The sequence below is a fragment of the Mycobacterium sp. SMC-19 genome (genome assembly GCF_045310815.1).
Taxonomy (GTDB): domain Bacteria; phylum Actinomycetota; class Actinomycetes; order Mycobacteriales; family Mycobacteriaceae; genus Mycobacterium.
The window spans coordinates 60,968-74,099 of sequence record NZ_JBJIAM010000003.1; the positions used below are offsets into that span (position 1 = coordinate 60,968).

The following is a 13,132-nucleotide window of genomic DNA, read 5'->3' on the forward strand; positions in this document are numbered from 1 at the left end:
AGCGGCGCGGTCACCGTCACCGTCAACCCCCCACGGCCGCGTAACGGTCGATGGTGCCCGGGGTCGGTGGCCGCCTGGGCACTGACCTTCTCGTCGACGTCGTCAAACCGATGCGCCCCGCCTTCCCTTGAAGGGAAGGCGGGGCGCATCTCGCTATAGATCGGCCGCTTCGGCTGCGGCTCAGGTGAATTCGAACGCGCTCAAGGGGGCCTCTTCCGGATACACCGCCGGACCGCCCAGGTCGTAGCCGGCGTTCAGGGCGCCGATGAACGCCGGGTCGTGCAGTGGCGCGCTCGGGATGTCGAGCTTGTACCCCTTCTTGCCCAGATCGTCGACCATCATGTCGATCGCCTTGTCGATGGTCAGATCGTCGGAGTGGTCCATGTTCTTCTTCAGTTCGTCGAAGTCCTCGTAGACCTCCGACGACCAGTGCACCAAGAAGCGCAGTTCATCGGTGTGGTGGCGTGCGATGACCTCGTCGTTGTTCTTGAGCACCCAGTGGTCGCGGGACTGCGGGTCGGCGGAGAACATCGTGTCGAATGCCAGACCGGCGGGCACTTGCTGGTCGAGTGGGCCGTTCGCCTCCCCGCGGTGTACCAGCATCTCGTTCTGCACCACGACTCCGCGGTTGTACACCGGCGGCTGCAGGCGCTTGGGCGCCTTGAGCGGACCCTCGGGCCAGTAGGTGAAACCGCTGCCTTCGTCCAGCGAGAACCAGGTGATGACCTGTGCCATCTTGATCAGATAATCCGCAAACAGCCCGGACTTGCCCATCACACTGGTCAGCCAGGTCGGGGCGTTTTCGTAACGGACGCCGCGGAAGCTCGGCGAATCGAGGTGGCCTGGATCGCGATTGGCGCAGGGGCCGTTGATGTTGAACAACATCATCTGAGGCTTGGCGTACTTGGCGTTCCAATACGACTTGGCCATCTCCAGGAACCGGGCGTTGTAGAAGCAGTCGTGCAGTTCCGGGTAGAGCACGGTGCCGTGGTTGGCCAAAAAGCCGCGAAACGTGGGCGTCAGAAACAGGTCCAGGGTGGGCGTGAAGCCTTCCGGGAACTTGCCGCTCATTGTGGCGATCAGCTCTTCCGGAGAAGCGAAGTGCTGGGCGATGATCAGACTCCACGGCCCGTCCTTGCGCACCACGTCGAGCAGGCGTTCCCGCTGGTCGGCGGTGTACACGTCATCGATTTCGCGTGGAGGCGAAGCGGGGCGCAGGATGTCGGAAAGCTCCATCCGCCGCTCTTCGGTGAGCATCACAAGGACTCCTTTTTCTCAGTTCTGGCGTTGTGCCACGCCATTGCTGACCTCGATTGTGTGCGGCACCACCGCGATCCCGAACCCATGGTGTCCAACCATCGGGACGTTAGTCTGCCCTCAGTTGCCGAGCTGGAGCGTCGAGAAGGGCAGCGGGTGGGCGAACTTGGCGCGCAACAGCGCTCCGATCTCGGCCATCGCGAGGCGTCCTCGTGCGGTCGCCTCGGATCGCATCAGGAATCCGTGGTAGATCCCGGGATAGCGGGTGAGCGTGGTCTGCACCCCGGCATCGCGCAGGCGTCCGGCGTAGCGCTCACCCCAGTCGGCGATGGGGTCGAGTTCCGCGGTGACGACGATGGCCTGCGGCAGCCCGCGCAGGTCGGTGGCGTAGGCCGGTACCCGCCGGACGTCGTGGGCGCAGCCCGTCCCGATATCGGCGAGCTCGTGCAGGTAGAGGATGTCGTCGTGGGCCAGCATTGGAGCATCCAGACGGCGCAGGACTGAGGCCGTGGCCATGTCGCGGTCCACGCCGGGGTACATCAGCAGCTGGGCGAAGATCGGCGGGCCGCCGTGGTCACGCGCCGCCAAGGTGACGGCCGCGGCGACGCCGCCGCCGGCGCTGTCACCGGAGATGACCAGTCGGTGCGGATCCAGTTCCAGATCGCCCGCGTGGGCGGCGGTCCACTCGGTGGCGGCCATGGCGTCCTCGAACTGGGCCGGCGGCGGGTTCTCCGGCGCCAGCCGGTAGTCGACGGCGACCACCACCGCGCCGCTGGCGGCGGCCATCGCCCGGGCCATCGGCTCGAACGAGTGATTGGAGCCCATGACCAGTCCGCCGCCGTGCAGGTGCACGATCACCGGCGAGGGGCCCTCGCCAGTGTGCGGCCGGTAGATCCGGAGGGGAATGGGTCCACCCGGCCCCGGCACGGCCGTGTCGGTGATGCCGGCCATCTGCGGCATGTCGGATGGCAGCGGCGCGGCCTCCAGGGACGCGCGGACCTGGTCGAGGCCGCGTTCGCGCAGCGGTATCGGCGGGCCGAAGGCCGCAACCCTGGCGGCGGCGTCGGGGTCGAGCGCGGGAAGGTGCGGCCCGTTCACGGCTGGGCTCCTAGTGTTGGTCGGGATCGAAGCGGCGTTTGTCCCGCAGGCGCGGCGGCGTAAGAGTGCTCAGCACTTCGGCCCGCTCGGCCATCGCCGAACGCACGTACTCGGGCTGGGTCAACAGGTAGAACGAGCCCTGGGCGGACTGCTCGAAAAGCACCTCGGCGGCCTCGAGTGGATCCATCGCATCCGCCTTTATCGCCAGCATCGCATCGCGCTGTGAGTCGGCCGCGCCGACGTCGGCACCGGCCAGGTCGGCGCCCACGCCTCCCGCCGCCTCGAAGATGTTGGACTTCACCGCGCCGGGCAGCACCGCCTGGATATGGATGTGGTCGTCATGACCGGCGAGTTGGACCTCCAACCGCAGACACTCGGTGAGCGCCAACACCGCGTGCTTGCTGACGATGTAGGGGGTCTGCAGCGGAACCGCTGCCACCCCGCCGATCGAGGACAGGTTCCAGATCCAGGCCGGCGAGCCGGCGGCGATCATTTTCGGGATGAAGGACCGGATGCCGTGGAACACGCCACTGACATTGATGTCCATCACCCGGTTCCAGTTGGCGACCGGGGTGTCCCACAGGTATCCGAACTGTTCCACGCCCGCGTTGTTGACCAGCAGCCGAACCGGCCCGATGTCGCGGTAGGTGCGTTCTGCCAACGCGGTGACGGCGTCCGGATCGCGCACGTCGCAGAGCATCTCGACGGCCGTACCGCCGTCGGCGACGATCTCGTCGCGCAGCGCCGCTACGGCGGCGCCGTCGACATCGGCCAGGACCACAGACATCCCCAGGCGGTGCGCATGGCGGGCGAGACCGGCGCCGATGCCGGCACCGGCCCCGGTGATGACAGCGACGCCGCCACCAAAGACGTCGCCGGCGCTCAACGAGTCAGTACCCACCGTCAGGTCGTCGCCGGGGCGTTCTCGGCGCCGGGAAGGCCGATGCCGGAAAGGGGTTCGGAGTTGGTGGCGTCGAGGATGACCGACATCTTGGTGAACTCCAACCCGCTGCGGCTCTTGCCTCCGCGGCGAACACCGACCTCGGTGACGCCGCTGGACACGGCGAACGGAACGAAGTTGGTTATCTGGTTGACGAAGATGTAGAAGCGGGCGTACGTGACGTCGCCGTCGGTGCCGGTGATGTGCAGGTTGGTGGAGTGGTGCCGCAACGGGTACGGGCTGGCCGCACGGTGCTCGGTCAGCCACGGCACGATCACCGCCGCGGTGCTCAGGTCAGCGGCGAGGGCTTCCTCGAACGGGCAGGAGCCGGAGTCGCTACGGCTCAGGTAGACGGCATCGTCGGCGAAGGCAGCGCCCATCTGCGCGTAGTCGGCCTGGTCGTAGTGATACCAGAACTCACCGACGAAGTTGTGCAGCTCGGTCAGCGAGATAGCAGAGGCAGTACTCACGAAAGTCGTCTCCCGGTGTCGATCGTGCGGAACCTGAACGTGGGCTCTAGCGAGTCAACCGGGAATCAGCCTCGTGTGACACGGCGGTAACCGGTCAGTGGAACACCGGGGCATCCCGCGGGTCAGCCGGAGATCAAGCTCCACAGACCGTCGGCGCCGGCAGTCAGCGCTGCCCCGGCGACCTCTTCGTCCCACTGATGGACGGAGCCGAACTCCGAGCGCCACGCCAATGCGGCACGGGTGTATTCGTGTAGCCGATGTTCGAGCGTGGTGCCGATGGCCCCCAGCACCTGGTGGGCGTTTCGGACCGCCACTGAGGTGGCGTGGCCGGTGCAGGACCGTGCCACCGCGACAAGGAACCCGAGATTGGTTGCCGACCAATCGCTGTCGACGGCTGCGGCAAGAGCGGCTTCGGTCGCCGCCCGGGCCAGCGCGGCTTCGGCGGCGATGTCGGAGATCAGTTGCTGGATCGCCTGGAACTTGGACAGCGGCCGACCGAATTGGATTCGCGACGAGGTGTGCTCGACGGACAGCTCCAGGATCGTGTCCAGTGCTGCGCAGACCTGTATCGAACGCAGCAGGGCGGACTTGAGCCGCAGTTTGGTCAGCAGCTCCGCGGTCACCGCGATGCCGGTCAATGCCGAGACGTCGACGGAGACGGTGTCACGCGGCTCGCCGATAGTGTTGCAGCCCGGGTCTATTCGCAGATCGGCCCGGTCGACATCGGCCAACAGGTGAATGTCGTTGTGCGGCCAGATGACCACAACCCGTTCGGCAGTGGACGCCCACGGTACTGCGGCAGCGGTGCCCGACTCGTCGACGACGCAGACGGTGCGCGCGGCCTCGCCGATCGGTGCGCCGAGTTCCTCGAGAAGCCAGCAGGCCAGGACATCGTGCTCGGCCAGCGGCATCCGAACGGCGTGGCGGACCGCGGCGGAGAAAAGTTCGGCGGCTTCACGCCAGCTCGCGCCGCTTCCGCCCGTATCCACCGAGCCGGACAGTCTCACCAATCCCAATTGGTTCAGCCTGGACCAGAATTCGACATCACGGGTGATCGTTCCGGTCGGCGGATGGCCGTCGCGGTGCTCGGCGAACACCGAATTCATCATGTCGACCAGCTCGCGGTCGACTCCGGTCTCGGTGGCGAGTTCGGAGGTGGTCATCGCATCCCCAATCCGCGCGCGATCACGCCGCGCAGCACTTCATTGGTGCCCCCGCGCAGGGTGAAGCCGGGGCGTTGGTCCACCGCGGCGGCGACCAGTTCGCGATAGGCCGAGTCGACGGCGGATGTGTCACCGCAGCGCAGGTCGGCGAAGTCTGCGATGTCGCCCTCGGTGGTGGTGCCCAGCACCTTGACCACGGCCGCCGCGACGTCGGCGGGCTGATGGCGCTCCAGGGCCTCCGCCACGGCGGTCGACATCTGGTGCAGTCCGGCGATCCTGGCCACCAGGCGGCCCAACTGGGCATCGTGGGGCATCTGATGGCTGCCCATGTTCTCGGCAGCGGCGGCGAGAAGCGTGAAGGTGGACAGCCACCGCTCGGGGCCGCTTCGCTCAAAGCTCAGTTCGGAGGTCACCTGGCGCCAGCCGTCGCCGATCTCGCCGAACACCATGGCGTCCGGCACGAAGGCGTCGTCCAGGATGACCTCGTTGAAATGGTGGCTGCCGCTCATCGAGATGATGGGCCGCACCTGGACACCCGCAGCGTCGAGTCGCACGATGAACTGGCTCAGGCCGGCGTGCCGGTGGGCCGGGTCCACCGGTGCGTTGCGCGCCAGCACGATGAAGGCGTGGGCGTGGTGCGCGCCCGACGTCCAGACCTTGGTGCCGGTCAGCTTCCAGCCCCCGTCGACCTGCACCGCACGCGTTCGAACGCTGGCCAGGTCCGAACCGGAGTCCGGTTCGCTCATGCCGATGCCGAAGAAGCATTCGCCGGCTGCGATCTTGGGCAGAAACTCGTGCTTCTGCGCTTCGGAGCCGTACTTGAGCAGCGACGGCACCACCTGTCGGTCGGCGATCCAGTGCGCGGCGACCGGCGCGCCGGCGGCCAGCAGTTCTTCGGTCACCACGAACCGGTCGATGAACGAACGGCCTTGTCCGCCGTACTCTTTCGGAACCGTCATGCCCAGCCAGCCGCGCGCTGCCAGCGCGGCGGTGAAGTTCTCATCCCAACCGCACAGCCAGGCATCCACCGACGGGGTGAAGTTGCCGGCGGCGAGCTGCTCGGCGACGAAGGCGCGAACTTCGGCGCGCAGTCCTGCGGTGCTGGTCGATTCCGAGGTGGCCGGGGGAACCAGGCGGGGCAGTGCCATCAGACGTTTCGCCACTTCTCGATGCGGCGCTCATGCTCGGCGTCGCGGTGAGCCAGCGGTTGCATTGCGGCCGCCATCCCCAGCGTCGACTCCAGCAGACCGGTCCGTGACTCCTGCAGCAGGCGCTTGGCCATCCGCAGCGCGTGCGGCGGGTTCTTGACGATCCGCTCCGCCAGCTCCATTGCGGCGCTCATGAGTTCGTCGTGGGGGACCACCCGGCTGACCAAGCCCCAGGCGTGTGCGGTCGCGGCGTCGATCCGGTCTCCGGTCAGCGTCATCTCGGCGGCCCGCTCATAGCCGATGGCCCGTTGCAGGAACCAGGTACCGCCGTCGCCGGGTACCAGGCCGATCTGCACGAAACTCTCTGCAAAGGAAGCCCGTTCGGAGGCGATGCGGATATCGCACATCGTGGCCAGGTCGCAGCCGGCACCGATCGCCGCGCCGTTGACTGCGGCGATGATCGGAACCTCCAGACGAGCCAATGCCCTTGGGATGCGCTGGATTCCGTCAACGTAGGCATAGCGTTGCTCGATGGCGTCCAAGCCGAACATGCCCTCACGGTTGGCCATGTCCTTGACGTTGCCGCCGGCGGAGAAGATCTTCCCTTCGCCGGTGAGGATCACCGCTCGTACGGTGCTGTCGGAATTGGCGGCGTCGACCGCACGCTCGAAATCGGTGATGAAGTCCTGGTCGGTGATGGCATTGCCGAGGTGGGGCAGGTTGATGGTCCAGACCTGTACCGCGTCGTGTGCCGTGATGGCCAGGGGCCCTGCTGGCATGCTCATGACTGGAAACCTCGAATTCTCGTCGGGTGCGGGGTCGGCGGGCCGGGGCGGGCAACGCCTGACGCCGGTCTCACGGTAGCTGGATCGACTTGATCTGCAGGTATTCCTCAAAGCCGATCCGCCCGAGTTCCCGCCCGATCCCGGATTTCTTGTAGCCGCCGAACGGCGCAGCGGGGTTGTACTTGCCGCCGTTGATATCGAGCTGACCGGTCTGCACCTGGCGCGCGAATCCGATCGCGGTGTCGTCGTCAGCGGCCCACACCGCGCCGGACAGGCCATAGGGCGTGCCGTTGGCGATGGCCAGCGCCTCGTCGGAGTCGCGGAACGGAATGACAGCCAATACCGGCCCGAACACCTCCTCCTGACCCAGTTCGGAGTCCGGGTGGACGTCGGCGAACACCGTGGGGCCGACGTAGTAGCCCACATCGCGCAGCTTCTGGGCACCCCCGGTCAGCAGCCGGGCGCCGTCGCCCGGCGCGCGCTCGATGAACCCGAGCACGCTGTGGTACTGCGATTCGGAGGCAGACGGACCGAGCCGGGTGCCGGGATCCCACGGATCGCCGACCGAGTATTTCGACACCGCGGCCTGAACGAGCTCCAATGCCTCGCTGTAGCGGGACAGCGGCACCAGCATCCGGGTCCAAGCCATGCAGGTCTGTCCACCGTTGAGGAACGCATTGCCGACGCCGACCTTGATCGCGGTGGCGAAGTCGGCGCCGTCGAGGATCACATTGGCCGACTTGCCGCCGAGCTCCAGGGCCACCTTCTTGATGGACTTCCCGGCGAGTTCCCCGACCCGGCTTCCCACGGCGGTCGAGCCGGTGAAGGAGACTAAGTCGACGTCGGGGTGAGTCGACATCCGTTCGCCGATCAGTGCGCCCGGGCCGGAGACCAGGTTGACCACGCCCGGCGGCAGGCCGGCGTCCTCGATGGCGTCGACGAACTCGAACACCGACAGCGGCGCCTCGTTACTCGGTTTGAGGACCACGGTGCAACCGGCTGCGATGGCGGGCAGGACCTTGGCGACCACCTGGTACAACGGGTAGTTCCACGGTGTGATGGCCGCGACCACGCCGTAGGGCTCCCGCAGCACAAGCGAATTGCCGATTCGCTCTTCGAATTCGAAGGTGGCCAGGGCGTCGGCGAATCCCTGGGCGACCGCCAGGGGAACCTGGGTCTGAACGCTCTGCGAGATGCGGATCGGGGCGCCCATTTCCCGGGTGATCGTCTCGGCGATGTCGGGCAGTCGTTTCTCCATCGCGGTGATCACCGCGTCGAGGCGTTCGCGCCGCTCGGTGACGCTGATCATCGGGTCGAACGCAGCGCGCGCCGCGGTGACCGCGACGTCGACGTCAGTCTCGCTACCGCTGGGAACCGAGCCGCACACCTGCTCCGTCGCGGGATCGATCACCTCGATCGTGCCGGTGCCCTCGGGGTTGACCCATTGCCCGTCGATGAAAAGCTTGGTGCGCGTGTAGTCGTGGTTGCTCATGGTTGCTCTCCGGTCGGGGTCTAGGGCACGATGCTGGCGCGGACATCGCGCTTGCCTTCGGCGGCGGCGAAGGCTTCGTTGATGTCGTCGAGTGAGTAACAGGCGGCGGCGAGTCGTTCAAAGGGCAGTTTGTCCTGGTACTCCGCCAAGAAGTCCAGGGCCCGGGACAGTACGGCCGGATCGTAGAGCGAGACCCCGACCATGGTCTTGTTGGCGAAGACGAATCGAGAGGGATCGAACTCGAAGGATTTGCCGATGTTGATGTTGCCGATCTCGACGTAGCGACCGAATTGGCCGAGCAACTTCAGGCCCTCGTCGATCGCCGAGGGGTGGCCGACCACCTCGACCACCACGTCGGCGCCCTGGCCGTCGGTGAGCTTGCGGACGATCTTGGCGCGCTCCTTGTCGGTGGTGACTTCGGTGATGTCGATGACGGCGTCCGCGCCGAAGGCCTTGGCCAATTCGAGCCGCTCCGGGACGCCGTCGATGGCGATCACCTTGGCGGCGCCACGGGCCTTGGCCACGGCGACGGCGTACAGCCCGAGCGCGCCGGCGCCCTGGACCACGACGTACTCGCCCAGTTGCTGATCGACCCGCTCGAGTCCGTACATCACCTGCGACAGAGCGCAGTTGGCGCCGGCGGCGATCTCGTCGGAGATGGAGTCCGGCACGGTGTAGACCACGGCGCCGGCCGGCAACAGGAAGTAGTCGCCGTAGCCGCCCACGAAGTACGGCGGCTCATCCGCGCGGCCCAGCATCGCCATCTTCAGGTTCAGGCAGGCGTTGCGGCGCCCGGCCAGACAATTGCGGCAGGTGTGGCAGCAGAAGAAGTAGGGGAACACCACCCGCGTGCCGACTTCCAGCGGCTTGCCGTTGGAGTCAGCGGTGACACCGTCGCCGAGTTCGGCCACCGATCCGACCATTTCATGGCCCAATACGGTGGGAAGCTGCCCGCCGAGACCGCGAGTGGCGAAGGTGCCGTGCCAGGCGTGGACATCGGAACCGCAGATGTTGGCGCGGCTCACCCGGATCAGGATCTGGCCGGGGCCGGCTTCGGGGACCGGGACAGCCTCGATCTCGAACGGCTTTCCGGGCTCGTCGAAGCGGGCGATTCGTCCGGTGTGCGGGCGAGAACTCACAGCTGAATTCCTTTCATTCGAAATCAGATTCGATGTCGACGCCCGACGCGGCGATGCCATCACAGCCAGCAGCGGCGCAGGGCCGCCCACGCGGGGAGATTATTCGGTTGCCGGGTGCGGTGAGTTCGTGCTTCCCGCCCAGCGGTCAGTGCACTCGGCGAGTGAGATCACATGGGAGGCGACAGTCCACGATCGGCCAATCACCGATTGAATCATTGATTGAATCGTGATTTGATACTGCGATGACGCGCACCGGCACACCTACTCGTGAGCATCTGCTGAACGTCACCGAGCGACTGTTGCTGGAGTCGGGGTACGACACGGTTTCGGTCCGCGCGGTCTGCGCCGCCGCTGGGGTGAATCCGGCGGCGGTGCACTACCACTTCGGTTCGAAGGTCGGATTGGTCTCGGCGTTGTTGGAGACCCGGCTGGGACCGCTGTGGTCGGACGCACTGCCTGAAGCCGTGGCCGACTGCGAGATGCCGATCGAGAACGCGGTGCGGATCGTGGTGGAGCCGATAGTGGCTCTGGCCGCTGATCCGGCCGGCCGGCTGTACCTGCACCTCTTGGCGCGTCTGCTGTTGGCCCGCACCGAGCTGACCTGGACAAAAGGGTGGTTCACGGTGACGCCGTGGGCACGCATGCTGTGCCGCCAAGTGGCCGAACTGAGCGAGAAGGACGCCGCGCAGCGCTGGATGCTCGCGTTCGAGTTGATTTTCGGGCAATTCGGCGATCCCCTCGCCGGCGACCGTCGACTCACCGATCGACAGGTGGACAACCTGCGGGACTTTGTCGTAGCGGGCCTCTCGGCGCCGGTGGTGCGGCGGTGAGCGGCGAAGTGGCCGACGTCTTCGGACGGGCCGAGCTCGGGCCGATCTCGTTACGGAACCGCGTCATCAAGGCGGCCACCTTCGAAGGGCGGACACCCGCCGGGAAGGTCACCAATGACTTGATCGACTTTCACCGTGCTGTTGCGGCCGGCGGCGTCGGGATGACGACCGTGGCCTATTGCGCCGTGTCTGCGGAGGGGCGAACCGAGCGCGACCAGATCCTGATGACGCCTGAGGCCGTCGACGGCCTGCAGCGCCTGACCGATGCCGTCCATGCCGAGGGCGCAGCAGCGTGTGCCCAGCTCGGACACGCCGGACCCGTTGCCAATGCCAAGTCCAACGGTGTGCCCGCGGTCTCGCCGAGCAGATTGTTCAGTCCACTCGCAATGGCGTCCAGCCGCCGTCCCGATTCCGAGGACCTGCGCCGAATAGTCGCCGACCACGCGAGGGCGGCCCGATTGGCGGCTGCTTCGGGATTTGATGCCGTTGAGCTTCATTTCGGGCACAACTACCTGGTCAGTTCTTTTTTCAGTCCACTGCTGAACCGACGGCGCGACGGCTACGGTGGCAACCTCGCCAATCGTGCGCGGTTGGCCCGAGAGATCGCCGTGGCGGTCCGAGCAGAGGTCGGGGATCGCGTTGCCGTCACCGCGAAACTCAACATGGAAGACGGATTTCCCGGTGGCCTGCGCATTGAAGACGGCCTGCAGATCGGTCGATGGTTGCAGGATGACGGTGCGCTGGACGCACTTGAGCTGACGGTGGGCAGCTCGCTGCTCAATCCGATGTACTACTTCCGTGGCAGGGCTCCTCGCGCCGAGTTCGCCGGCGTCTTCCCCCGGCCGTTGAGCTGGCTGTTGGCGACCGTGGGCCGGGGGTTCTTGCGCGAATACCCCTACCAAGAGCTCTATCTGCTCGACCTGGCCCGTCAGTTCCGGCATGAGCTGACGATCCCGCTGATCCTTCTCGGCGGCATCACCAACCGCCGCAGCATGGAGCTGGCCATGAAGGAGGGTTTCGACTTCGTGGCGGTGGCCCGAGCTCTTCTGCGGGACCCGGGCCTGGTGAGGAGGGTCGACGCTGACCCGGAAAGTCGTTCGCTGTGCACGCACTGCAACCGCTGCATGGTGACGATCTTTGACCGGACCCGATGCGTACTGCGGCCTACCGGAACGATCGATCCGCTATCCTCCGGTGCTGATCTCCTCGACGTTGAACCGCTCTCTTAAGAGGCGTTTCAACAGCTTTCCGCTCGGGTTCTTGGGTAGCGCGTCGACGAAGAACAACTGCTTGGGCGTCTTGAATCCGGCCAGATGAGCCCGGCAGTGCTCGATGAGCTCGTCTTCGGTCACCACGATGCCGCCACGGACCACCACGGCGGCGACCACCGACTCGACCCACCGCGGGTGTGGCAGACCGAACACCGCCACTTCCTCGACGCCGGCGTGCCGGTAGATGACTTCCTCGACTTCGCGACTGGCGACATTCTCGCCGCCGGTCTTGATCATGTCCTTCTTCCGGTCCACCACGCGTAGCAGGCCGTGACTGTCGTAGTAGCCGAGGTCGCCGGAGTGGAACCAGCCGCCGCGGAACGCTTCTGCGGTCTTCGTCTCGTCGTCGAGGTAGCCGAGCATCAGGTGGGGGCTTCGATGCACGATCTCACCCACCACGCCGGGGTCCACCGGGGTGCCCTGGTCGTCGAGGATCGCCGTCTCGACGTTGATCACCGGTCGGCCCGCCGATCCGGCGTGTGCGTCTTGGTCTTCTGGTCCCAGGGCCGATGCCAGCGGCGCCATCTCGGTCTGACCGTAGAAGTTCCACAGCCGCAGTTCGGGCAGTCGCTCACGCATCTCGGCCAGGATCTCGGCCGGCATCGCCGAGGCGCCGTAGTACCCCTTGCGCAGGCTGGCGAGGTCCACGGAATCGAAGAGTGGGGATCGCAGCAGCGAGATCCATACCGTCGGCGGAGCAAAATAGCTAGTGGCACCGTATTTTTCGATTGTGCGCAGCACCATCTCGGGTTCCGGCCGGGCGAGAATGATGCTGGTGGCACCGAGGTAGACGGCGGGGATCAAGAAGTTGTCGAGCTGGGCGCAGTGATACAGCGGCAGCGACTGGACGACGACGTCGGTGCCTTCCATCGAGCCGGCGATGACCGAGCTGATGTAGTTGCCCATCAGGCTGCGGGTCGAGTGCATCGCGCCCTTGGGATGCGCCTCGGTCCCGCTGGTGTACATCAGCCGGATCATCTGATCGTCGGCGACATACGGCGCGGGAGCCGCTGCCGAGGTTGCCAGCCACTGATCGAAGTCATCCCAGCCGGGCGGCAGCGTCTGCCCGGGCAGGACGATCGCCGCAGTGGTACGCACACTCCCGCCGAGCTGCATCGCTGCCTGGGCGGTGGGCACCAGATCGGCTTCGACGAGCATCCCGGTGGCCTTGCTGTGGTCCAGGATGAACGAGATCTCTTCGGCGGTCAGCATGAAGTTGATCGGCACCAGCACGACGGCGGCGCGAGCGGTGGCGAACGCCAGCACCGCGTACTGCCAGCAGTTGTGCGCCAAGACCGCTACCCGATCGCCGGGGCCGAAGCCGTTGTCCTGCAAGGCGGCTGCGGCACGATCGACCAAGCGATCGAACTCGGCGAACGTCAGACGGACATCGCCGTCGATCACGCCCAACTTGTCCGGTTGTTTGCGGGCCGAGCGTCGCGGGATGTCACCGAGCGCGTGACTGCGCGCCGAGGCGAGGACGGCATCGAGCTCGTTCATGCCCCGGACTGTAGGACGGCGGCGCCGGGTGCGGGCAAG

At 66.4% G+C, this 13,132-nt stretch carries 12 protein-coding genes; 2 read left to right on the top strand and 10 right to left on the bottom strand.

Annotated features, from left to right (window positions below):
- Window positions 1–180: 180 nt before the first annotated feature.
- The 9 genes from ACJH5R_RS07805 to ACJH5R_RS07845 form a co-directional block, all read right to left on the bottom strand.
- Window positions 181–1,257, bottom strand: coding sequence for a hypothetical protein (locus tag ACJH5R_RS07805; protein ID WP_406781680.1), 1,077 nt, complete (start codon window positions 1,255–1,257; stop codon window positions 181–183).
- A 120-nt stretch (window positions 1,258–1,377) separates the two neighbouring features.
- Window positions 1,378–2,355, bottom strand: coding sequence for an alpha/beta hydrolase (locus ACJH5R_RS07810; RefSeq protein WP_406781681.1), 978 nt, complete (start codon window positions 2,353–2,355; stop codon window positions 1,378–1,380).
- A gap of 10 nt (window positions 2,356–2,365) precedes the next feature.
- Window positions 2,366–3,241 carry an SDR family NAD(P)-dependent oxidoreductase gene (locus tag ACJH5R_RS07815; RefSeq protein ID WP_406781844.1) on the bottom strand — a complete coding sequence of 292 codons (876 nt, stop codon included), beginning with the start codon at window positions 3,239–3,241 and terminating at the stop codon, window positions 2,366–2,368.
- A 17-nt stretch (window positions 3,242–3,258) separates the two neighbouring features.
- A complete protein-coding gene (locus ACJH5R_RS07820; RefSeq protein ID WP_406781682.1) occupies window positions 3,259–3,765 on the bottom strand; it encodes a nuclear transport factor 2 family protein in 507 nt (168 codons plus the stop codon).
- 122 nt (window positions 3,766–3,887) lie between these two features.
- The gene (locus ACJH5R_RS07825) at window positions 3,888–4,928 is read right to left on the bottom strand and encodes an acyl-CoA dehydrogenase family protein (protein WP_406781683.1); all 1,041 of its coding nucleotides are present in this window, start codon (window positions 4,926–4,928) and stop codon (window positions 3,888–3,890) included.
- Entirely contained in the window at window positions 4,925–6,076 is a 1,152-nt protein-coding gene (locus tag ACJH5R_RS07830) for an acyl-CoA dehydrogenase family protein (RefSeq protein ID WP_406781684.1), read from the bottom strand. Before ACJH5R_RS07830 ends, ACJH5R_RS07825 begins: the two co-directional genes overlap by 4 nt.
- Entirely contained in the window at window positions 6,076–6,861 is a 786-nt protein-coding gene (locus ACJH5R_RS07835) for a crotonase/enoyl-CoA hydratase family protein (protein ID WP_406781685.1), read from the bottom strand. Before ACJH5R_RS07835 ends, ACJH5R_RS07830 begins: the two co-directional genes overlap by 1 nt.
- 70 nt (window positions 6,862–6,931) lie before the next feature.
- Entirely contained in the window at window positions 6,932–8,353 is a 1,422-nt protein-coding gene (locus ACJH5R_RS07840; RefSeq protein WP_406781686.1) for an aldehyde dehydrogenase family protein, read from the bottom strand.
- Window positions 8,354–8,373: 20 nt separating this feature from the next.
- Window positions 8,374–9,492 (bottom strand): zinc-binding dehydrogenase, encoded by a 1,119-nt coding sequence (locus ACJH5R_RS07845; protein WP_406781687.1) that lies wholly within the window; start codon window positions 9,490–9,492, stop codon window positions 8,374–8,376.
- 242 nt (window positions 9,493–9,734) lie between these two features.
- Between ACJH5R_RS07845 and ACJH5R_RS07850 the strand changes: the two genes are divergently transcribed.
- Window positions 9,735–10,322: a TetR/AcrR family transcriptional regulator gene (locus ACJH5R_RS07850; protein ID WP_406781688.1), complete on the top strand. Its 588-nt coding sequence runs from the start codon at window positions 9,735–9,737 to the stop codon at window positions 10,320–10,322.
- 8 nt (window positions 10,323–10,330) lie between these two features.
- The gene (locus ACJH5R_RS07855; RefSeq protein WP_406781845.1) at window positions 10,331–11,551 is read left to right on the top strand and encodes an NADH:flavin oxidoreductase; all 1,221 of its coding nucleotides are present in this window, start codon (window positions 10,331–10,333) and stop codon (window positions 11,549–11,551) included.
- On the opposite strand, the gene ACJH5R_RS07860 is transcribed toward ACJH5R_RS07855, so the two are convergent.
- Window positions 11,507–13,093 (bottom strand): acyl-CoA synthetase, encoded by a 1,587-nt coding sequence (locus tag ACJH5R_RS07860; protein ID WP_406781689.1) that lies wholly within the window; start codon window positions 13,091–13,093, stop codon window positions 11,507–11,509. The genes ACJH5R_RS07855 and ACJH5R_RS07860 overlap by 45 nt on opposite strands.
- Window positions 13,094–13,132: the final 39 nt, after the last annotated feature.

Excerpts from the sequence above, each read along its gene's own strand:
- ACJH5R_RS07805 (WP_406781680.1), bottom strand. The coding sequence starts at position 1,257 with ATGCTCACCGAAGAGCGGCGGATGGAGCTTTCCGACATCCTGCGCCCC.
- ACJH5R_RS07825 (WP_406781683.1), bottom strand. The coding sequence starts at position 4,928 with ATGACCACCTCCGAACTCGCCACCGAGACCGGAGTCGACCGCGAGCTG.
- ACJH5R_RS07830 (WP_406781684.1), bottom strand. The coding sequence starts at position 6,076 with ATGGCACTGCCCCGCCTGGTTCCCCCGGCCACCTCGGAATCGACCAGC.
- ACJH5R_RS07835 (WP_406781685.1), bottom strand. The coding sequence starts at position 6,861 with ATGAGCATGCCAGCAGGGCCCCTGGCCATCACGGCACACGACGCGGTA.
- ACJH5R_RS07840 (WP_406781686.1), bottom strand. The coding sequence starts at position 8,353 with ATGAGCAACCACGACTACACGCGCACCAAGCTTTTCATCGACGGGCAA.
- ACJH5R_RS07850 (WP_406781688.1), top strand. The coding sequence starts at position 9,735 with ATGACGCGCACCGGCACACCTACTCGTGAGCATCTGCTGAACGTCACC.
- ACJH5R_RS07860 (WP_406781689.1), bottom strand. The coding sequence starts at position 13,093 with ATGAACGAGCTCGATGCCGTCCTCGCCTCGGCGCGCAGTCACGCGCTC.